This is a genomic window from Jeotgalicoccus aerolatus (assembly GCF_014635205.1).
In the GTDB taxonomy this organism is placed as follows: Bacteria; Bacillota; Bacilli; order Staphylococcales; family Salinicoccaceae; genus Jeotgalicoccus; species Jeotgalicoccus aerolatus.
Genome location: NZ_BMCN01000001.1, coordinates 914,750 through 935,762, shown reverse-complemented (window position 1 = coordinate 935,762; position 21,013 = coordinate 914,750). Strand labels below are relative to the sequence as shown.

Sequence of the window (21,013 nt, the reverse complement as noted above, 5' to 3'; positions counted from 1 at the left end):
CTTAATTTTACTTAGCTGAGGTGAAGTAAATTGGATATTAATAAAATGACTTTAAGAGTGCAGAACATTATTGAACGTGCACAGCAGCTGTCACAGGAATTACAGCTGCAGACAATTGAAGCAGAAGCAGTTTTAAAATCGATGCTGACAGCAGATGAAAGTATGGCTGAAGATATACTTGCGAGAGCGAATATCGATACGAAAGAGATTATTAAGCAATACGACAGTAAACTTGATAAGTATAATGCTGTGACTGGAGACAACGTAGAGTACGGTGTCTATATGTCCGGAGGATTCTCAGAATTATATAAACAGGCAGAGCGTAAAATGACGGAAATGGATGACAGTTTTATTTCCCAGGAACACTTGCTGCTCGCAGCCGTTGAAACAGATGAAATATTAAAAAGTGCAGTCGGCAATAAGGCTGAAATCATTGAAGAAATAGTGAAGCTAATTAGAGGAGGAAACCATGTGACGACACAAAATCCTGAAAACCAATATGAAGTGCTGGAGAAATACGGCCGTGATTTAGTTGAAGAAGTTAGAAATGGCAACGTGGATCCAGTGATTGGCCGCGATGAAGAAATCCGTGATACTATACGCATTTTAAGCAGAAAAAGAAAAAATAATCCCGTCTTAATCGGAGAGCCGGGCGTAGGGAAAACTGCAATTGTTGAAGGGCTTGCACAGCGCATTGTGCGTAAAGACGTACCGGAGAGCCTGCTCGACAAAACAGTATTTGAACTCGATCTCACCTCGCTGGTCGCTGGTGCCAAATACCGCGGTGAATTCGAGGAAAGACTGAAAGCAGTATTAAAAGAAATTAAAGAGTCTGATGGCAGAATCATTCTGTTTATCGATGAAATTCATATGCTGGTCGGTGCTGGTAAAACTGACGGTGCCATGGATGCGGGCAACATGCTGAAACCAATGCTGGCAAGAGGAGAACTGCATTGTATCGGTGCAACAACGATTAATGAGTACCGGGAGTTTATCGAAAAAGATTCCGCACTTGAAAGACGTTTCCAAAAAGTTCAGGTGCCTGAGCCGGATGTGGAAGATACTATTTCCATCTTACGCGGTTTAAAAGAACGTTATGAAGTGCATCACGGTGTCAGAATTACTGACCGTGCACTGGTTGCAGCAGCGGAATTGTCCGATCGTTATATTACGGACCGATTTTTACCGGATAAGGCGATTGACTTAATGGACCAGGCGAGTGCAACAATCCGGACTGAGATGGGTTCTAATCCGACAGAGCTCGATCAGATTAACCGCCGGGTAATGCAGCTGGAAATTGAAGAGCAAGCCTTAAAAGGCGAGAAAGATGCTGTATCGGCTAACAGACTTCAGGAATTACAGGCTGAACTCAGCGACATTAAAGAAGAGCAAAGCACGCTGCAAAATAAAGTCGGCAAAGAAAAAGAACAGATTCAAAGAGTGAATGACAAACGTGCTGAGGTAGACAAAGTGCGTCAGGAATTGGAAGAGGCAGAGAATAATTATGAGCTGGAACGTGCAGCAGAATTGCGACACGGCAAGCTGCCGCAGCTCGAAAAAGAATTAGAAGAATATGAAATAGAAATGCAGGAAGCTTCAGCAGAAGAGGGCCGTATTATAAGGGAAGTTGTGACTGAAGAAGAAATTGGCTTTATCGTCAGCCAGTGGACTGGTATTCCAGTTACAAAACTCGTTGAAACAGAGAAAGATAAATTATTGAAACTGTCTGACATACTGCATGAACGTGTCGTTGGACAGGATGAAGCCGTCGATCTGGTTGCGGATGCCGTCATTAGAGCGCGTGCGGGAATTAAAGATCCTGACAGGCCAATTGGAAGTTTCTTATTTTTAGGGCCGACAGGTGTCGGTAAAACAGAACTGGCTAAAGCACTTGCTGCCACTATGTTTGATTCTGAAAAACATATGATCCGCATAGACATGAGTGAATATATGGAAAAACATTCGGTATCGAGATTAATCGGTGCACCGCCGGGTTATGTCGGTCATGAAGAGGGCGGTCAGTTAACAGAAGCGGTCCGCCGTCAGCCATATTCAGTGATTTTAATGGATGAAGTTGAAAAGGCACACTCTGATGTCTTTAATATTCTGCTCCAGCTTCTGGACGAAGGCCGTCTGACAGATTCAAAAGGCCGGAATGTCAACTTTAAAAATACAATTATAATTATGACATCAAATATCGGTTCCCAGCATCTGCTGGATACGGTTGTCGTTGACGGGGAACTGAGTGAAGAAACTAAAGGCATCGTGATGAATGAAGTGCATCAGTACTTTAAACCGGAAATTATAAACCGTATGGATGACATTGTAATGTTCAGTCCATTAACTAAGAAAAACATGGGTGCCATTGTTGACAGACTAATTGCTGATTTAAACAGAAGATTGTCACAGCAGCATATGTCACTTGAAGTTACAGAAAATGTTAAAGAATGGGTCGCAGACAGCGCTTATGAACCGCAATTCGGTGCACGGCCATTGAAACGCTTCATTCAAAAACATATAGAAACACCACTGGCCAGAAAACTCATTGCTGAAGATATGACAGAAGGACTTCATATTAAAGCAGATTATGTGAATGATGAACTGACATTTGAAATAGAATAAGTGATATAAGTGACCGGAAGTTATGGTCTCTATAATAAAAATCCGTACGCTAGAATCCTGCTAAAGGAATCTTACGTACGGATTTTCTATATTTTATCAGTGTGTTATCTCTTCGTATCCTGGATTGCGGCATCGAGTTCTTCTGCATACTGCTGGCGGGCATTATCATCATAAGATAAAGTATCCTGCAGTAATTGTTCAACACCTTTTCGGTAATTAAGTACATCATTAATTTCAAAATAAAGCTTGCCTGAGCGGCGGACGAAGAAGTCAGAGGGCTTGATTACCATCTCGTGCAGCATACCGTAGATGACTTCTGCATATAAGAGCTTTGGCAGCTCATATTTTTCATGATTATCATTAGTGATACCTGCATATTGGTAGACAGTTTCAACATTACTGCCGTACTTCATTGCCAGGTGAAAGCCTTCTTCCAGTGTCAAGCCGTAGCTCGGTGCTTTTCGGCTGATATTTTCTACGTAGTTCTGATAGCCGACACTGCCGCCGACATCACCGCCGGATACCGGCTCATCGATTGTCGATACTTTTTTAACATTCATTTTAAAGTGTTTTTTTAAGTAATCCGCAACGTCATCGACAATTTCTTCAGCCATATGACGGTAGCCAGTTAATTTACCGCCGGCGATTGTAATTAAACCGCTGGTACTGTGCCATATTTCATCTTTACGGGAAATATCCGAAGCATTCTTACTGCCGGATGACTGTATCAGCGGACGTATTCCAGCCCATGATGATTCGATCATTGAGACGTCGGCATTCAACGTTGGGAACATAAAGTTAATCGCGTCGATCAGATAGGCTTTGTCTTCGGCTTCTGCTGTCGGATTGCTTTTATCTTCCCCATAAAATGTGTCGGTAGTTCCAACATAGGTTTTACCTGCACGAGGTATTGCAAAGATCATTCTGCCGTCATCTTTAGTATCGAAATATATCGCTTGTGTCAGCGGAAAATCTTCCTGTTTGAAAACGATATGGACGCCTTTAGTATGCACTAAATGCTTTTTAGTCTGCTGTTTGGCAGCAACATCATTGCCGCGTACTTCATCTACCCACGGACCGCTTGCATTAACGACTGCTTTACTTTTTATTTGATACACATCACCGCTCAGCATATCTTTAGCAGAGATACCTGTAACGATGCCGTTCTCATATAAAAACCCGTCCGCTTTAACATAGTTTACTGCATCGGCACCGTAGGCTGCGGCTTTCTTCATGACTTCAATTGTCAGTCTGGCATCATCTGTTTTATATTCAACGTAATGACCGCCGCCTTTTAATCCGTCTGTTTTAATATTAGGAACACGCTCGATGACTTCCTTTTTAGTCAGCATATTTCTGCGTTCATTTTTATCGACACCAGCGAGTGAATCGTAAACTTTCAGCCCGAGGCTTGTTGTGAATTCTCCGAAAGTGCCGCCCTTATGAAATGGCAGGAGCATCCATTCCGGTGTCGTAACATGCGGACCGTTTTCATATACAATGGCACGTTCGCGTCCTGTTTCTTTAACGACATTGACCTGCATTTGTTTTAAATAGCGGAGTCCGCCGTGAATCAGTTTTGTACTTCTGCTGCTGGTACCTTGTGAGAAGTCCTGCATTTCAACAAGCGCAACGTTTAAGCCGCGTTTCGAAGCATCAAGAGCGATACCGGCACCTGTAATTCCGCCGCCGATAATTAAAAGGTCGTATTCAAATTTAGACATATGATCGAGCTGGGATTTTCGTGTAAGTGCGTTTAACATATAACTCCTCCTGTATATTTATAAGCTGCTATTCGTTTGGTTTAAACATTTGAGTCGCTTTTACGGCGTTTTTCCAGCCGGCATATAGTGAATCCCGGTCGTCTTCATCCATTAAAGGTGTAAATTTAGATTCGGTCTGGCTGAGTGCCGCAAGTGCTTCCTGAGATTCAAAGAATCCGGTTGCAAGTCCTGCTAAGTATGCGGCACCAAGTGCTGTCGATTCTAAAATCTCCGGACGTTCCACATTAGTATTTAATATATCCGACTGAAACTGCATAAGAAAATCATTGGCTGATGCGCCGCCATCAACTCGAAGTCTGTCGATTTTAATATTGGCATCCAGCTGCATTGCATAGAGCACATCTTTTGTCTGATAGGCGACAGCTTCAAGTGTGGCACGGCTAATATGCGCCTTCGTTGCACCGCGGCTGAGTCCGAATATAGCCCCTCGTGCTTCGGTATCCCAGTACGGGGCGCCGAGTCCGGTAAAGGCAGGTACAACATATACACCTTCTGAAGATTCAACTTCCAGTGCATATTGTTCGCTGATTTCAGAGTGCTGGAAAAATTCAAGGCCGTCACGCAGCCACTGAATCGCACTGCCAGCAACGAAAATTGATCCTTCCAATGCATAGTTCACTTCGCCGTTCAGTCCGACGGCAATCGTCGTCAGAAGGCCATTGCTGCTCTGAGTCGGTTCTTGTCCAGTGTTTAATAGTAAAAAACAGCCGGTGCCATAAGTATTTTTGGCATCTCCTTTATTAAAACAAGTCTGACCGAACAGAGCGGCCTGCTGGTCACCTGCAATACCAGAAATGGGAATATTATATCCAAAGAAATGAGATTTGGCTGTATAACCGTATATTTCGCTCGATGATTTAACTTCGGGCAGCATACTTTTGGGAACTTCTAATATAGATAAAAGTTCTTCATCCCAGCAAAGATTGTAAATATTGTATAAAAGTGTCCGGCTGGCATTTGTATAATCTGTAACATGCATTTGACCTTCGGTAAATTTCCAAATAATCCAGCTGTCTATCGTGCCGAATAAAAGATCTCCATTTTCAGCTTTTTCTCTGGCACCATCAACATGATCGAGAATCCATTTGATTTTAGTTCCTGAAAAGTAGGGGTCTATTAACAGACCTGTTTTTTCTTTGAACAGCGGTTCATGACCCTCTTCTTTTAATTGAGAGCAAATATCCGCAGTCTGCCTGGATTGCCAGACAATGGCATTATATATCGGCAAGCCGGTATTTTTATCCCAGACGACCGCTGTTTCCCGCTGGTTTGTAATACCGATGGAATCAATATTTGCCGGCGTAACATTATTTTCAATCATCACACCCGCAATGACGGATAAAACCGAGCTCCAGATTTCGTTGGCATTATGCTCAACCCATCCCGACTGCGGGAAATACTGTGTGAATTCCCGCTGGTTTGAAGCGGCGATGTTACCTTCTTTATCGATTAGCACCGCCCGGGTGCTCGTCGTGCCCTGATCGATAGACATGACATATTTTTTCATAAGATGACCTCCAAAAAGGTAAAGTAGCATACAAAATAAGTATACCCTTTTTTAATACACTTAAAAAAATTCAAATAAAAAAACCGGATTTCAAATGAAATCCAGCTTAGTGTTCATCTCCTGCATTTGTATCGGCAGAAATTTTAGTCAGTCCGTCAAGTATGAATACCGCAAGTGTAATAGCCACTGCTAATACGACACCGATCCAAAAGTTTAACGGGCCGCCGCCTGCAAGACTGTTAAGTATGAAGTTAACCATCTGAGTCAGTAAGAAAGCCCAGAAAAATGTAACGAGATATCTCATATGTGAGAGCCTCCGATTCAACATATTTTATACACTCATTTTACATGAAAAAAAGAATAAAGTATAGTGTGAAAAAAATAATTTATGAAAACGCTTGCAAAATTGAAAACGGTCTCATAGAATAAGGGTGCAAGTAAATTATGCATAGATGCATATTAATAAATTACATACAGAAAGTTTGTAATTTTCAGATTATTCTTATTGCCTTTTTTAGAGTGTCTATATACAATAGAAAAACAAACTGAGAATTTACATATTTTGAAAAAACGATGTATAACAAAGGGAAAGTTAAGGTGATTTAAGTGGGAGAAGAACTTCTGAAAGTTAAAAATTTGACGACTTCCTTTAAAATCGACGGAACTTATTATCCTGCCGTAGATGGTGTATCACTGGATATTAAGCCGAATGAGGTAGTAGCACTAGTCGGTGAGTCGGGTTCAGGTAAAAGTGCAACAGCATTTTCTTTAATGAAATTGCATCGCAACGCCCGAATTGAAGGAGAAGTAGATTTTGAGGGGAAAGATCTGCTGAAGTTAAATGAGAAGAAGATGAATAATATCAGGGGCGGAGAAATGGCAATGATCTTCCAGGATCCGATGACTGCTCTGAACCCTTTAATGAAAATAAAGCTGCAGATTATGGAAACTCTGAAAATACATAAGACTAAAGCAAAAAGTGAGAGAGAAAGCTACGCAATAGAACTTCTGTCGAAAGTAGGAATCCCAAATCCTGAACGGGTCGGAGAGGCGTTCCCGCATGAACTCTCAGGGGGGATGAGACAGCGTGTAGTTATCGCTATCGCAATTGCGAACAGACCGCGTCTCTTGATTGCGGATGAACCGACAACGGCACTCGATGTAACGATACAGGCCCAAATATTAGATTTAATCCGCGAGCTGCAGGATGACTTGAACTCAGGCGTTCTGCTGATTACTCACGACCTCGGGGTCGTTGCAGAAATGGCAGACAAAGTAGCGGTAATGTATGCTGGCCAAATTGTTGAGATTGCACCGGTGAATGAGTTATTCAAAGATCCAAAACATCCATATACCCGCTCGCTGTTAAACTCTTTGCCGAACGAAGAGCAGATGGGCAACAAGCTTCATGTTATTGAAGGCGTTGTACCGGCACTTAATAAAATGGAAAGGGAATCATGCAGATTTGCACCGAGAATCCCTTGGATTCCACAAGAGGCACATGAACATAATCCGGAACTTCGGGAAATCAGTCCAGGCCATTTTGTCCGCTGTACATGCTATAAAGATTTCTACTTAAAATCCGATAAGGATAAAGGAATGCTGGTAGAAGAGCGTCAAATGGAAGAAGACAGCTTAAATGAGGTGACGGAATGAAGAACCTTCTCGAAGTAAAAGATTTAAAAGTGTATTACCCGATTAAAGGGGGATTCTTTAATACTGTTAAGGACCATGTGAAAGCAGTGGATGGCGTGTCGCTGAATATTCCTGAAGGAACATCTTACGGTCTCGTAGGTGAATCCGGTTCAGGCAAGACAACGACTGGAAAAGCTGTTATCGGTCTAAATCATATTACTGAAGGCGAAATATATTTTGACGGAAAAGCCATTAGCGGCAGCGGCAAATCAGTTGAAAACAGTCAGGAAATTCAAATGATTTTCCAGGATCCATATTCATCGTTAAACGTCAGAAAACGTGTTTTTGATATCGTCAGTGAACCGATACGGAATTACCATAAACGGACGAAAAACGAACTGATTGCAGAAGTATTGGATTTACTGCAAAAAGTCGGACTGCCTCCGGGCTCACTTTATAAATATCCGCACGAATTCTCAGGGGGTCAAAGACAGAGAATCGGTGTAGCCAGAGCTATTGCGCTGAATCCTAAATTAATTATCGCAGATGAACCGGTATCTGCACTGGACGTTTCCGTCCAGGCGCAAGTGCTTAACTTTATGCAGGATATTCAGCAGGAGCTCAATTTAACGATGCTCTTTATCGCGCACGATCTAGGTGTTGTTCGCCACATGTGCCAGCATATCGGCATTATGTATCAGGGACGTCTTGTAGAAGAGGGAACAGCTGAAGAAATCTTCAATAACCCGCAGCATTTATACACGAAACGTCTGATTGCAGCGATTCCTGATACAAATGTGGATAAAATCGATGAAAACCTTCATATCCGTCAATCGGTAAAAGAAGAGTACGATCAGCATTTCCACGAATATTTAGACGAAGATGGCAGAGCTTTGCCGCTGATTAATATTACAGCGACACATAAAGCAGCCCTGCCGGCAAAGGGGTGAAAGGCTGAATGTTAAAATTTACTATTAGACGGTTAATAATTTCTTTTCCGCAAATAATATTATTAAGTATACTCGTATTCTTCCTCGGTTCATTAATGCCGGGAGATGCGCTGAGCGGTCTGATTGACCCGACTGTACCGATTGAGCAGATTGAAAGACTGCGTGAACAGATGGGCTTAAATAATCCATGGTATATCCAGTACAAGGACTGGATTGTTGCAATGCTGCAAGGCGACTTCGGTCATTCATTCTTCAAACAGCAGCCGGTGCTTGATGTTATCGGAGACAGAATGCTGAATACTGTTTGGCTGTCACTATTCTCTGCAGTACTGATTTACTTAATTGGTATTCCGCTAGGTTTAGTATCAGGGCGCTGGAATGACTCACCGCTCGATAGTCTGATCACAGGTTACACATACTTAGGGTTTGCAACACCAACGTTTATTTTCGGTCTTGTTGTCCTGCTTTTATTCGGTTACACACTTGGCTGGTTCCCGACAGGCGGTTCAGTCGGAGCGGGAGTAACACCCGGAACACTTGAATATGTTGTCAGCAAGATACAGCATCTGGTGCTGCCGAGCTTCTCTATTGCGCTGATCGGTCTTGTTGGAACGGTTCAGTACTTAAGAAGCGGAATTATTGAAACGAAACAGAAAGATTTCATCACTTTAGCACGTGCTAAAGGGGTAACAGAAGGCAAAGTATATACGAGACATATTTTCAGAAACTCAATCTTGCCTATTGCAGCATTCTTTGGTTATGAAATTACTTCACTGCTCGGCGGATCGCTGTTTATCGAAACAATTTACGGTTATCCGGGCATGGGACGCCTGTTCCTTGAATCCATTTCAATCAGGGATTTCTCAGTAGCGAACGTACTAATCTTAATGTACGGCATGCTCGCAATTATCGGGACATTATTATCAGATATTATTTTAAGTATAGTGGATCCTCGTATCCGCATTAAGTAAGGAGGGGTGTAATTTGGTAAATGAAAGAGACGATAAAAAACGATTAGATGAAGAAGAGAACAATACTTATAAATTTAATGAAGAAAATGAGAATAACGCGCACACCCCGCCTGAACAGCGGGATGCGTATTCACTCGATAACAAAGACAGCAGCGAAAGCAAAACGCTCGACATGAGTGTGAAAGCAGATTTGCCTCATGGTGCAGCAGGTCACGGTGCACTGGATATGAAAAACCTGCCCCGTTCAAAACCGGGCTGGAAAATTATATTTGAAGAATTGGTCAGTGATAAATTAGCACTATTTTCACTTATTATTTTAGTTATCATTACATCGTATGTTTTCGGTTTGACGATGTTCTTAAATCAGGCAGCGATTGTTAAAGTAGATTTATTTGCCATTAACCAGCCGCCGAATGATGACTTCAGATTAGGAACGGATTACGGCGGCAGAGATATATTTGGCCAGCTGATTATCGGAACGAGAAACTCGCTGGCTATCGGTTTTCTCGTTACTGCAATCAGTGTTGGTTTTGGTATCGTCTACGGTGTCGTATCAGGATATTTTGGAGGACAAATTGATAACGGCATGATGCGTATCGTCGACTTCTTTATGGTCCTGCCTTTCCTGATGATCATCGTAGTATTCGTAACAATTGTACCGTCATACGATATTTGGACATTCTCGCTGATTATGGCAGCCTTCCTGTGGACAGGAACGGCCAGATTAATCCGGTCAGTTGCAATGCAGGAAAAGGAATTGGATTATATTAATGCATCCAGAACACTTGGAAGTTCTAATATTAAAATTATCTTTACTCAGCTGATGCCTAACCTGGTTGGACTGATTATTGTAAACGGTACATTATCACTTGCAGCAAATATCGGAATTGAATCAGGACTGTCGTTTATCGGCTTCGGTTTCCCTGAAAATACACCGTCTCTCGGAACGCTGATGGCATATGCAATTCAGACTCAGACACTGCAAAACAGATGGTGGATTTGGGCACCTGCAGCCATTCTGATTCTAATCTTAATGCTGTGTGTCAGAAACATTGGGGAAGCGTTCAGACGCGCCGGAGATGCACGTCAGCGTAACGCTTAAATAATTACACAATTTTCTAAAAATTTAATTGATATAATGTATAACTATGCTATTATGAATATTAAGTGAACTTTACAAACATTTTATGGAAGAAATTGAATTTTGGTACTAAAGTTCGGGTTTCTGGGCTTTGTATATATATCAAGCAAGATCAAAACAAAGGAGGAAATAAAATGACTAAAATTTCTTGGTCAAGGTTTTTATTCCTTATGACGCTGGCACTTGTATTAGCGCTGGCAGCATGCGGGGGAGACTCTTCAGAGGAAGATACATCTTCGGATGATGCTTCATCAGAAGAGTCAGGAGAAGAATCATCAGATGAGTCTGGTGAAGAAGGGGACACTGCTGGCGGGGAAATTTACAACTATGAAGATTTTCCTAAAACAGTATCTAACACAGGAGATCCATCAGGTGAAGGGACTTTAAATATTGGTTATTCATCAGATACTCCATTTGAAGGTACGCTTAACTGGGCATTTTACCAAGGGGCTCCAGATGCAGATATGATGGCTCATTTCGATGAAGCTGTACTTGCAATGGATGAAGATTTCCAGTATACAAACGAAGGTGCAGTACAGTTTGAACTTAATGAAGACGACAACACTGTAACATTTACTGTTCGTGACGGCGTAAACTGGCACGATGGTGAACCTTTAACAATCCAGGATTACGTTTCTTCATATGAAATCATCGGACATCCGGATTATGACGGAGTTCGCGGTTCAACTGACGGATTTACATTAATCGAAGGTTATGAAGAGTACAGAAGCGGCGAAGCTGATTCTATCTCAGGTATTGAAATCGTCGATGATAAAACTGCAGTATTTACTTATACTGAACTTGCTCCATCATTAACAGCAGGCGGGTTCTGGTCATATGCCTTCCCGACTCATTACTATGAAGGATTAGAAGTTTCAGAAATGGCGGCAGCACCTCAAACGAGAGAAAACCCAATCGGTATTGGACCTTATAAAGTAGATTCAATCGTTGCGGGTGAGTCAATTTCAATGTCTAAATTCGAAGATTACTGGCGCGGCGAGCCGGGAGTTTCTGAAGTTACCGTTCGCGTTATCGCACCATCATCAATTGCAAGTGCAGTTGAATCTGGAGAAATTGATATTGCTAAGAGCTTCCCGACAGATCAGTATCCGGATGTTTCGGATATCGATGGAGTAGAATGGTTAGCTAACGTCGAAGGCTCATACACATACATCGGATTTAAACTGGGTTCTTGGAACGCAGATGAAGGAAAAGTTGAATACAAACCGGAAGAAATGAAGATGGGCGATGTTGAACTGCGCCGTGCAATGTGGCATGCAGTTGACAACGATGCTATCGGAGAACGTTTCTATAATGGACTTCGCTGGAAAGCAACTTCATTAATTACACCTTACCATGCAAACTGGCATGAAGAAGTAGAAGTTCCAGCTTACGACCCTGAAGAAGCAAATGCAATTCTTGACGAAGCAGGATACGAAGATACTGACGGAGACGGCATGAGAGAAACTCCTGAAGGCGAACCATTAGAAATTAACTTTGCTTCAATGTCAGGCGGAGATATTGCTGAACCATTAGCAAACTACTACATCCAATCTTGGAGAGACGTTGGTCTTAATGTTCAGCTGACTAACGGACGTTTAATCGAGTTCAACACATTCTACGATATGGTTGAAAACGATGATCCTGAAATCGATATTTACCAAGGCGCTTGGGGTGTAGGTTCAGATGTAGACCCTTCAGGTCTTTACGGTCCAACTGCACCATTTAACTACACGCGTTATGAATCAGATGAATCAACTGAACTGTTAACAGCAGGTAACTCACAAGAAGCTCTGGAAGTAGACTACAGAAAAGATGTTTACAACCAGTGGGCTGAACTGATGGTTCAGGATATTCCAGTAATTCCAACACTTTACCGTGCATTTGTTACACCTGTAAATGAAAGAGTAATTAACTACTCTGAAGATTACCAGTGGAACGAAGACACATTATGGTACCGCGTTGGTGTTGAAGACGCAGAATAATAGTTACAGAAATCTTAAACCGGAGACATTTAATGTCTCCGGTTTTTTATTTATGGCCGGGTGATTCACCGGTGTTTTTAATTGAACAATATCCCAATTTATGATAAATTAGTACCTAGTAATATAATGAGACTATAAGGTGTGAGAAGAATGACAAATGTAGGGATTCTCGGCATTGGTTCATATACACCAGAAAAAGTATTCACAAACTTTGATTTTGAAAAAATTATGGATACTTCTGATGAATGGATTAGAGAAATGACAGGTATAGAAGAAAGACGTTTCGCAGAAGATATGGAAACGAGTGAAATGGCCTTTATAGCGGCTGAAAGAGCACTTGAAGATTCCGGACTAAATAAGGAAGATATAGACTTTGTAATTGTTGCGACATCTACCGGTGATCACAAATTTCCGTCAGTTGCGAACTTAATTCAGGAACGGCTAGGCCTTAATAATGTGCCGTCTATGGATCAGCTGGCCGCATGTACAGGATTTATTTACGGGCTATCGACTGCGGAAATGTTCGTAAAATCCGGGAATTATAAAAATATTCTTGTCGTTGGTGCAGATAAACTGACTAATATCACTGACTTTGACGACCGTTCAACCGCAGTACTATTTGGCGATGGTGCCGGTGCAGTTGTAGTCGGTGAAGTAGATGAAGGGTTTGGTATTAAATCATTCGAGCTCGGCAGCAAAGGCTCGGGTGCGAAATATCTGTACGGCGATAAAGAGCTTGGATATATTCGCATGAACGGCCGTGAAGTATTTAAATTTGCCGTTAGACAAATGGGAGAATCAAGTGTCGCAGTGACAGATAAAGCTGGTCTGAATAAAGATGATATCGACATGCTGATTCCGCATCAGGCAAATATTAGAATTATGAATGCAGCGAGAGAACGAATGGGACTGCCTTATGATAAAATGAGTGTAACTGTAGATAAATACGGAAACACCTCGGCAGCATCAATACCGCTCAGCATGGATTATGAAGTGAAACGAAACCGTATCAAACCGGGAGATAATATTGTCTTAGTCGGATTTGGCGGCGGTTTAACATGGGGCGCAGTATGTTTAACTTGGGGTACTAAGAAGGAGGATTCTTAATGACTAGAAGAAGAGTTGTCATTACCGGTACAGGGGCAGTAACACCGATTGGTAATACAGCAAAAGAAACGTGGCAAAATGCATTAATGGGTAAAAATGGTATTGCAGAAATTACAAATATCGATACAGAACAATTCAATGTTCATATTGCTGGAGAAGTTAAAAATTTAAATATTGAAGATTTTATAGATAGAAAAGAAGCACGCCGTATGGATAAATTTACACAATTTGCAGTGATTGCAGCTGAAGAAGCGGTGAAAGATTCAGGGCTTGTGATCGACGACAGTAATGCAGAACGCATTGGTGTATGGATCGGTTCTGGAATCGGCGGAATCCAGTCACTTGAAGATGGATTTATCGCTTTAACAACTAAAGGTCCGAGACGTGTCAGTCCATTCTTCGTACCGATGATGATTCCGGATATGGCAAGCGGACAAGTATCTATCCGTGAAGGTGCTAAAGGACCAAACGGTGCAACAGTTACAGCATGTGCGACAGGAACAAACTCTATCGGCGATGCTTTTAAAATTATAGAACGCGGTCAGGCAGACGCTATGATTACGGGCGGAACTGAAGCGCCGATTACTAATATGGGTGTCGCTGGTTTCCAGGCAAACAGAGCGTTATCAAGCTCTAACGACCCCGACTACGCATCACGTCCGTTCTCTGCAGACAGAGACGGCTTTGTCATGGGTGAAGGTGCCGGCGTTGTTGTTATAGAAGAATTGGAGCATGCGAAAGCACGCGGCGCACAAATTTATGCTGAAATCGTTGGTTACGGCTCAACTGGAGATGCGCATCACATCACAGCACCCGCGCCGGACGGTGAAGGCGGCGCACGTGCAATGTCTGAAGCATTGAAAGATGCAGGAATTAAACCGGAAGACGTGCAGTACATCAATGCTCACGGAACAAGTACACCGTACAATGATGAATTTGAAACAATAGCAATCCGCACAGTATTTAAAGAACATGCGGACAACTTGTTAATTAACTCTACGAAATCAATGACGGGTCATATGCTCGGCGGTGCCGGCGGTATGGAAGCAATCATTACTGCCTGCAGTCTTCGCGACGGCAAGGTCCACCCGACAATTAACTTAACAAATCAGGCGCCGGAATGTGACCTGAATTATGTGCCGAACGGTCCGGTAACTGCAGATCTTAAATATGCAGTATCAAACAGCCTTGGTTTTGGCGGCCATAATGCAACACTGGTATTTAAAAAATACGAAGAATAGATTATTGAAATAAAGTGCACCCCTTGTCAAGGACACGCGATATATTATATGTCGCGTGTTTTTTGTGATTTTGGCCGTGTTTTGAGGTTTGCGTGCCTTCGACTGGTTCACGAAGTCGTCCGCGGCCTTCCGGATGACGTCGTCAAAATCACGAAGTCGTCCGCGGCCTTCCGGATGACGTCGTCAAAATCACGAAGTCGTCCGCGGCCTTCCGGATGACGTCGTCAAAATCACGAAGTCGCCCGCGGCCTTCCGGATGACGTCGTCAAAACCACGAAGTCGTCCGCAGCCTTCCGGATGACGTCGTCAAAACCACGAAGTCGTCCGCAGCCTTCCGGATGACGTCGTCACATCGGCGACGACACACAAATAAGTTTACATGCCTACACAGGACCCATAATTATACATAACACCAGCAAAACACAAAAATCCGGACAGAATTAAAAACTCTGCCCGGATCAATATATTTACCTTAAATTATCTTCTTCTTTTTCTGCCGAGTCCCATAGCGCGTTCCATTTTTTCTACCATTCTGTCTGCTTTAAGTGCGGCTTTATCGCGCCCTGCATCGAGAATTTCGTCAAGTTCGTCGCTTTCCAGATAGTAATTATACTTCTCCTGGAATTTAATAAGGAACTCTTTAACGACTTCGCCTAAATCTTTCTTGAAGTCTCCGTAGCTTGAATCCTTATAATCATTTACCAGTTCATCGATGGTTTTATCTGATAAAGAACTGTAGATTGTAAGCAGGTTGGAAATTCCAGGTTTGTTTTCTTTATCAAACTTAATCTCTGTATCAGAGTCCGTCACAGCTGAACGAATTTTTTTCGCTGCCTGGTTTGGATCATCGAGCAATGTTATAAATGATTTTTGATTGTCATCACTTTTACTCATTTTTTTAGTCGGTTCATTTAAACTCATAATGCGGCCGCCGACTTTTGGCAATTTAATTTCCGGCAGAGTGAAAATATCATTATATTTAGTATTAAAACGGTCAGCGACATTGCGTGTGAATTCAATATGCTGAGTCTGATCTTCACCTACAGGTACAACGTCAGCGTTATAAAGCAGAATGTCTCCCGCCATTAAAGCCGGATATGTCAGCAGGCCGACTGAAATACCGTCACGCTGATTTTGCTTTCTTGCTTTATCTTTAAACTGAGTCATACGTTCCAGTTCACCGATATAAGAAGTACACTGCAGCATCCATGCTGCTTTAGCGTGGGCCGCGACTTCACTTTGAATGAATAGAGATATTTTCTCTGGATTCAGACCGCTTGCCAAGTAAATTGCTGCAAGGGCACGGGAGTTTTCTCTGAGTTTTAAACGGTCTTGAGGTACCGTAATTGCATGCTGATCGACGATGCAAAAATATGAATCGTATTCGTCCTGAAGTTCAACGAATTGTTTATATGCGCCAATATAGTTTCCAAGTGTTGGAATACCGCTTGGCTGTACGCCTGAAAATAATGTTTTCATTTATGTCACCTACATAGTTTAGTTAGTATCCTAATATTAATACTCTTTTAACTGATGTGCAATCAAGTGACGGGATTTATATTGAAACAAAACAAATAATCGTATAAGTCATTCGTCAGATGTATATACTTTGACCAACTTTGATGTTATAATTAACATAAGTTCTTAGCACATAAACATTACTTTTAATTTCAGATTAATTAATAATTTTTAAGATTATTACAATATTCTCATTTTATTTTAATGTTTGTTACCTATAATAAGAATTGTCAACAAGAGGCGGAGTTACATACTGATGGAATGTTTAGAGAAGACTTTAAACGGGTATAGACTCTTGTTAGAATTATAAAATTGGAGTGTGAGTTACATGGTAGTACTATTTACTTCTCCAAGTTGTACGTCATGTCGTAAGGCAAAAGCATGGTTGCAGGAAAATGATATTCCTTATACAGAACGCAATGTATTTTCTGAACCATTAACTTTAGACGAAGTTAAATCTATTTTAAGAATGACAGAGTACGGGACAGAAGAAATTATCTCGACTCGCTCTAAAACTTTCCAAAAATTAAATGTTGATATTGAAAGCCTTCCTATGAATGAGCTGTATACTTTAATTATGGAGAACCCAGGATTATTGAGACGTCCGATTATTATGGATGAGAAACGTTTACAAGTGGGCTACAACGAAGATGAAATTAGACGCTTTTTACCGCGCAGCATTAGAACATTGCATCTGATTGAAGCTAAACGCCTGGCAGAATTATAAGAAATATAAGTATGATGAATAATTTGATATATGTATGAAGTTCAGAACGCCTGCAGATGATTTGCTATCTGCGGGCGTTTTAACATATAATAATAAGACAAATCTAAAATTTGGTAATATATAAAAATAGTTAGTATAATAGGCAGAAATGATGGTAAGGGAGTGAGCAGGATGAGAATTGAAAGAGTGAACGACTCAACCATTAAATTCTTTTTAACGTACTCAGATATTGAGAGCCGCGGTTTTAACAAGGAAGATTTATGGATGAACCGTCAGCGCGGCGAAGAATTTTTCTGGACGATTATGGACGAAGTAAATAATGAGCAAACAGATGACTTTGCTTTGGATGGTCCACTGTGGATTCAAGTGCACGCGTTCGACAAAGGTATAGAAGTCGTTGTGTCTAAATCCCAACATGAACATGATCCATACGGTATGGAGCCCTATGCTATGAATATGGAAAATAGGGAAATCGAATCATTTATCGATAAAACCATCGATGATCGTAAAAATGACAGCAGCAAGTTTGATGTTCCAGTCATAAATGAACCGCTGATGGTTTACTTTAGTGACTTTGAAAATCTTATAAAATATACTCATGAAGTTGAAGTCGATGAAACATTATACGAAGATTTATTTTATGTAATGGATGGTAAATATTATTATCAGGTCTTCTTCGATTACAGAACACATTTTGACAGTATGGAAGGCATTGAGTCTAAGCTGCTTGAATACAGCGAACCGACATCTATTGCCAGTGCGTTACTGGATGAATATGGAAAAATTATAATGAGTAACAATGTTCGTGCACAGGTTAGAAGATATTTTCAAGAAATTTAAATAACTTGTACGAAAAAATAAAAAAACCTCCTTTTTCCCTATATATAGGGTAAGGAGGTTTTTTTATGTATATTGCAAATGATGAAAATGGCAATCAAATTTTTGCACAGGAAGCCAAAAAACAGCAGTCATATTTTTGTCCAGTCTGTGATACACCCGTCGTTTTAAAGGCTGGAAATATAAAAGTTCCGCATTTCTCACACCAGCATATAATGCAATGCAGCAGATATTTATATAAACGGGAATCCATGCTGCATTTAAAGCTCAAGCATGATTTGTACCTCGAACTGAATAAATACTATGATACGGCAATGGAATTTTATCTGGAAAGTATTGAACAAATACCCGATCTGTTAATTAACAAATACTGGGCGCTGGAAATACAATTATCTAGAATCAGCCCGGAATTAATACTGTCGAGAACTGAGGGCTATTATAAGTTAGGAATGAAGGTAATGTGGCTGCTGGATGAAAGAGAATTAAAACAGGAAGGGCAATTTTTGCATTTGAATCATTTCCAAATGTCGACGATGACAAATGATGCTGTTTATACAATTCATTCGAAGACGCTGGAAATTAATGCCTGGCATATCGGTCATACTGCAGGACTGAATTATTTTCTATACAAGAAAGAGAAAATTGAAATCAGTGAAGTTATTAAACCGATGTGGAGCCCTTGCTGGGAAGACACTTTTAAATTAACAAAAAATATGATGAAGCGGATTATCAGGCGGGAAAAATCTCAAAAATCAGTTCAGAATAAGACGCTGACATATATGTATCAATTGGGTCTGACTCAAGAGTCTTTGCCTGAATTTCTATATATTACCAGTTTGCATGAAAAATATATAATAAATTCACCAGTCGAATGGAAGTTATACATCTATTACCATTTATCGAAAGGGATTTTTAATCGTGCAGACTTTTATGATTATATAAAAGTAAGAACTTTGCCAGACGCACCAGAAAAAAATATTTTGATTCAGTCGCTGCTCGCTTTCTATTTAAAAGTTTTTCGGATTTCGAAAGATATTGCTTGAATAAATAAGCAATTATTGAGAAAATTGCTTTAACAATAAACGGAGGTTATTACTATGGGAAAATTAATTACAAGAGAAGAACAGCAGCTTGAGAATACGTGGGATTTAACAACTATATTTGAAAGTGATGAAGATTTTGAGACAGCTTATAAAGCGCTTGAAGACAAAGTTGCAGATAACGAGAAATTCAAAGACGGTTTTGACTCTGCAGCAAAACTCGCAGATGCTTTGGAACTTGAAAGATCACTAGATACTGAACTTGGGAAGCTATTTGTCTATGCGCATTTAAAACACGATCAGGATACTTCTAACGATACTTACAGTGCACTTGAAAGCCGTGCAAGATCACTAGCCGTCAAATACTCAACGGCATGGAGTTTCCTTGTACCGGCAATTATGGAAATTCCGGAAGAGACGCTAAAAGAATTTGCAGAAGACGAGCGTCTGGCTGAATTTAAATTTGATCTTGAGAAATTGAATAAGCAGCGACCTTATGTTTTAAGTGACGCTGAAGAACAGCTGCTGGCACAAGCTGGAGAAGTGATGCATACACCAACACAGGTATATGGCATGTTTAACAATGCAGATATCGAATTTAAACCGGCCGTAGATTCAGATGGCAAAGAACATCCGCTGACACAGGGAAACTTTGTGGAATTGTTAAAATCATCGGATAGAACTTTGCGTGAATCTGCCTATACTAATCTTTACAGCGAATACAGCAAATTTAAAAATACGCTGAGCCAGACTCTGGCAGGTGTCGTCAATACTCATGTATTCAGCGCCAATGTTAGAGGTTACGAATCCAGCCGTCATCAGGCATTATCAAATAATCATATTCCTGAAAGTGTTTACGATAATCTCGTCAATACTGTGAATGATAATCTCCATATACTGCACCGCTATACAGAACTGCGTAAAAAATTCCTAGGTGTAGATGAATTAAAAATGTATGATATGTATGTTCCGCTAGTCGAAGATACAGATTTCGATATGACATATGAAAACGCTAAAGAATGGCTGGTTAATGCACTTCAGCCGCTCGGCAGCGAATATGTTGATATCGTTAAAGAAGGTCTTGAAAACCGCTGGGTCGACGTATATGAAAATAAAGGTAAACGTACAGGTGCGTATTCTTCTGGAACATACGGCACAAATCCTTACATTTTAATGAACTGGCAGGATAATGTGAATAATTTATTTACACTTGCTCATGAGTTTGGACATTCTGTTCACAGCTATTATTCACGCAAGAATCAGCCAGCCAATACGAGCGGCTACTCGATTTTCGTTGCTGAAGTCGCAAGTACTTTTAACGAAGCACTGCTTGCAGATTACATGTTTAAAAATCTGGACGATAAAAAACAGAAGCTGTACTTATTAAATGAGCAGCTTGAAGGATTCAGAGGTACTGTGTTCCGTCAGACAATGTTTGCTGAATTTGAACACGCGATTCATAAAATGAAAGAAGAAGGAGAGCCATTAACTGCGGGCAAACTGAATGAAGTCTACGGCGCACTAAACATGAAATACTTCGGTGAAGCAGTAGATTACGATGAAGCGATCGATGTGGAATGGGCAAGAATTCCTCACTTCTACATGAACTATTACGTTTACCAGTATGCGACGGGTTACTCTGCAGCAGCCAGCTTGTCTAAACAAGTACTGGAAGAAGGGGAAAGTACAGCTCAGCGCTACATTAATGAATTCCTTAAAAAGGGATCATCAAATTATCCAATTGAAATACTGAAAAATGCCGGCGTCGATATGACGACAAGTGAGCCTGTGGAAAATGCACTGACAGTTTTCGAAACGCAGCTGTCTGAATTTGAACAATTACTGGATGAATTAGAGAAATAAGATTGTGAATTCGTTTTCATTATGACAAAAATGTGAAAAAATGTTCAAAATGTTGCTTGGTGCTAATAACCATGCTATATTTAAC

Annotated in this window: 16 protein-coding genes; 12 read left to right on the top strand and 4 right to left on the bottom strand. The window is 41.0% G+C overall.

The features are described 5' to 3' along the window. Positions 1–30: 30 nt before the first annotated feature. Positions 31–2,622, top strand: a complete 2,592-nt coding sequence (gene clpB / locus IEU81_RS04730; RefSeq protein ID WP_231957175.1) for an ATP-dependent chaperone ClpB — start codon at positions 31–33, stop codon at positions 2,620–2,622. Positions 2,623–2,726: 104 nt separating this feature from the next. Here the strand turns inward: clpB and IEU81_RS04725 are convergent, their stop codons facing one another. The 3 genes from IEU81_RS04725 to IEU81_RS04715 form a co-directional block, all read right to left on the bottom strand. Continuing rightward, positions 2,727–4,385, bottom strand: a complete 1,659-nt coding sequence (locus IEU81_RS04725; RefSeq protein ID WP_186090510.1) for a glycerol-3-phosphate dehydrogenase/oxidase — start codon at positions 4,383–4,385, stop codon at positions 2,727–2,729. A gap of 28 nt (positions 4,386–4,413) precedes the next feature. After that, on the bottom strand, positions 4,414–5,913 hold the full coding sequence (gene glpK, locus IEU81_RS04720; RefSeq protein ID WP_186090508.1) for a glycerol kinase GlpK: 1,500 nt from the start codon (positions 5,911–5,913) through the stop codon (positions 4,414–4,416). Between the two features lie 106 nt (positions 5,914–6,019). Further along, the gene (locus IEU81_RS04715; protein ID WP_092599964.1) at positions 6,020–6,217 is read right to left on the bottom strand and encodes a YjzD family protein; all 198 of its coding nucleotides are present in this window, start codon (positions 6,215–6,217) and stop codon (positions 6,020–6,022) included. Between the two features lie 302 nt (positions 6,218–6,519). Between IEU81_RS04715 and IEU81_RS04710 the strand changes: the two genes are divergently transcribed. From IEU81_RS04710 to fabF, 7 genes are all read left to right on the top strand, one after another. Continuing rightward, positions 6,520–7,569: an ABC transporter ATP-binding protein gene (locus IEU81_RS04710; protein WP_092599961.1), complete on the top strand. Its 1,050-nt coding sequence runs from the start codon at positions 6,520–6,522 to the stop codon at positions 7,567–7,569. Then, positions 7,566–8,498: an ATP-binding cassette domain-containing protein gene (locus tag IEU81_RS04705; protein WP_092599958.1), complete on the top strand. Its 933-nt coding sequence runs from the start codon at positions 7,566–7,568 to the stop codon at positions 8,496–8,498. The genes IEU81_RS04710 and IEU81_RS04705 overlap by 4 nt, the downstream gene beginning before the upstream one ends. Positions 8,499–8,506: 8 nt before the next feature. Continuing rightward, a complete protein-coding gene (locus IEU81_RS04700; protein WP_092599955.1) occupies positions 8,507–9,469 on the top strand; it encodes an ABC transporter permease in 963 nt (320 codons plus the stop codon). A 226-nt stretch (positions 9,470–9,695) separates the two neighbouring features. Beyond that, positions 9,696–10,571, top strand: coding sequence for an ABC transporter permease (locus tag IEU81_RS04695; RefSeq protein WP_092599979.1), 876 nt, complete (start codon positions 9,696–9,698; stop codon positions 10,569–10,571). Positions 10,572–10,744: 173 nt separating this feature from the next. Then, positions 10,745–12,595 (top strand): oligopeptide ABC transporter substrate-binding protein, encoded by a 1,851-nt coding sequence (locus IEU81_RS04690; RefSeq protein ID WP_186090507.1) that lies wholly within the window; start codon positions 10,745–10,747, stop codon positions 12,593–12,595. Between the two features lie 150 nt (positions 12,596–12,745). After that, on the top strand, positions 12,746–13,702 hold the full coding sequence (locus tag IEU81_RS04685) for a beta-ketoacyl-ACP synthase III (protein WP_092599949.1): 957 nt from the start codon (positions 12,746–12,748) through the stop codon (positions 13,700–13,702). After that, positions 13,702–14,943 (top strand): beta-ketoacyl-ACP synthase II, encoded by a 1,242-nt coding sequence (gene fabF, locus IEU81_RS04680; protein ID WP_186090505.1) that lies wholly within the window; start codon positions 13,702–13,704, stop codon positions 14,941–14,943. Before IEU81_RS04685 ends, fabF begins: the two co-directional genes overlap by 1 nt. A 477-nt stretch (positions 14,944–15,420) precedes the next feature. On the opposite strand, the gene trpS is transcribed toward fabF, so the two are convergent. Then, positions 15,421–16,422 (bottom strand): tryptophan--tRNA ligase, encoded by a 1,002-nt coding sequence (gene trpS / locus IEU81_RS04675; RefSeq protein ID WP_186090503.1) that lies wholly within the window; start codon positions 16,420–16,422, stop codon positions 15,421–15,423. A 367-nt stretch (positions 16,423–16,789) separates the two neighbouring features. Between trpS and spxA the strand changes: the two genes are divergently transcribed. The 4 genes from spxA to pepF all read left to right on the top strand — a co-directional run bounded on the left by spxA (position 16,790) and on the right by pepF (position 20,928). Next, the gene (gene spxA, locus IEU81_RS04670) at positions 16,790–17,188 is read left to right on the top strand and encodes a transcriptional regulator SpxA (protein WP_026860018.1); all 399 of its coding nucleotides are present in this window, start codon (positions 16,790–16,792) and stop codon (positions 17,186–17,188) included. Positions 17,189–17,359: 171 nt separating this feature from the next. Continuing rightward, on the top strand, positions 17,360–18,028 hold the full coding sequence (locus IEU81_RS04665; protein ID WP_092599940.1) for an adaptor protein MecA: 669 nt from the start codon (positions 17,360–17,362) through the stop codon (positions 18,026–18,028). A 65-nt stretch (positions 18,029–18,093) separates the two neighbouring features. Further along, the gene (locus IEU81_RS04660; protein WP_186090502.1) at positions 18,094–19,068 is read left to right on the top strand and encodes a competence protein CoiA; all 975 of its coding nucleotides are present in this window, start codon (positions 18,094–18,096) and stop codon (positions 19,066–19,068) included. A 54-nt stretch (positions 19,069–19,122) separates the two neighbouring features. Further along, positions 19,123–20,928, top strand: a complete 1,806-nt coding sequence (pepF, locus tag IEU81_RS04655; protein WP_186090500.1) for an oligoendopeptidase F — start codon at positions 19,123–19,125, stop codon at positions 20,926–20,928. The last annotated feature ends 85 nt before the right edge of the window (positions 20,929–21,013 follow it).

Excerpts from the sequence above, each read along its gene's own strand:
- IEU81_RS04725 (WP_186090510.1), bottom strand. The coding sequence starts at position 4,385 with ATGTTAAACGCACTTACACGAAAATCCCAGCTCGATCATATGTCTAAA.
- glpK (WP_186090508.1), bottom strand. The coding sequence starts at position 5,913 with ATGAAAAAATATGTCATGTCTATCGATCAGGGCACGACGAGCACCCGG.
- IEU81_RS04715 (WP_092599964.1), bottom strand. The coding sequence starts at position 6,217 with ATGAGATATCTCGTTACATTTTTCTGGGCTTTCTTACTGACTCAGATG.
- IEU81_RS04705 (WP_092599958.1), top strand. The coding sequence starts at position 7,566 with ATGAAGAACCTTCTCGAAGTAAAAGATTTAAAAGTGTATTACCCGATT.
- IEU81_RS04700 (WP_092599955.1), top strand. The coding sequence starts at position 8,507 with ATGTTAAAATTTACTATTAGACGGTTAATAATTTCTTTTCCGCAAATA.
- IEU81_RS04695 (WP_092599979.1), top strand. The coding sequence starts at position 9,696 with ATGAAAAACCTGCCCCGTTCAAAACCGGGCTGGAAAATTATATTTGAA.
- IEU81_RS04690 (WP_186090507.1), top strand. The coding sequence starts at position 10,745 with ATGACTAAAATTTCTTGGTCAAGGTTTTTATTCCTTATGACGCTGGCA.
- IEU81_RS04685 (WP_092599949.1), top strand. The coding sequence starts at position 12,746 with ATGACAAATGTAGGGATTCTCGGCATTGGTTCATATACACCAGAAAAA.
- fabF (WP_186090505.1), top strand. The coding sequence starts at position 13,702 with ATGACTAGAAGAAGAGTTGTCATTACCGGTACAGGGGCAGTAACACCG.
- trpS (WP_186090503.1), bottom strand. The coding sequence starts at position 16,422 with ATGAAAACATTATTTTCAGGCGTACAGCCAAGCGGTATTCCAACACTT.
- spxA (WP_026860018.1), top strand. The coding sequence starts at position 16,790 with ATGGTAGTACTATTTACTTCTCCAAGTTGTACGTCATGTCGTAAGGCA.
- IEU81_RS04665 (WP_092599940.1), top strand. The coding sequence starts at position 17,360 with ATGAGAATTGAAAGAGTGAACGACTCAACCATTAAATTCTTTTTAACG.
- IEU81_RS04660 (WP_186090502.1), top strand. The coding sequence starts at position 18,094 with ATGTATATTGCAAATGATGAAAATGGCAATCAAATTTTTGCACAGGAA.
- pepF (WP_186090500.1), top strand. The coding sequence starts at position 19,123 with ATGGGAAAATTAATTACAAGAGAAGAACAGCAGCTTGAGAATACGTGG.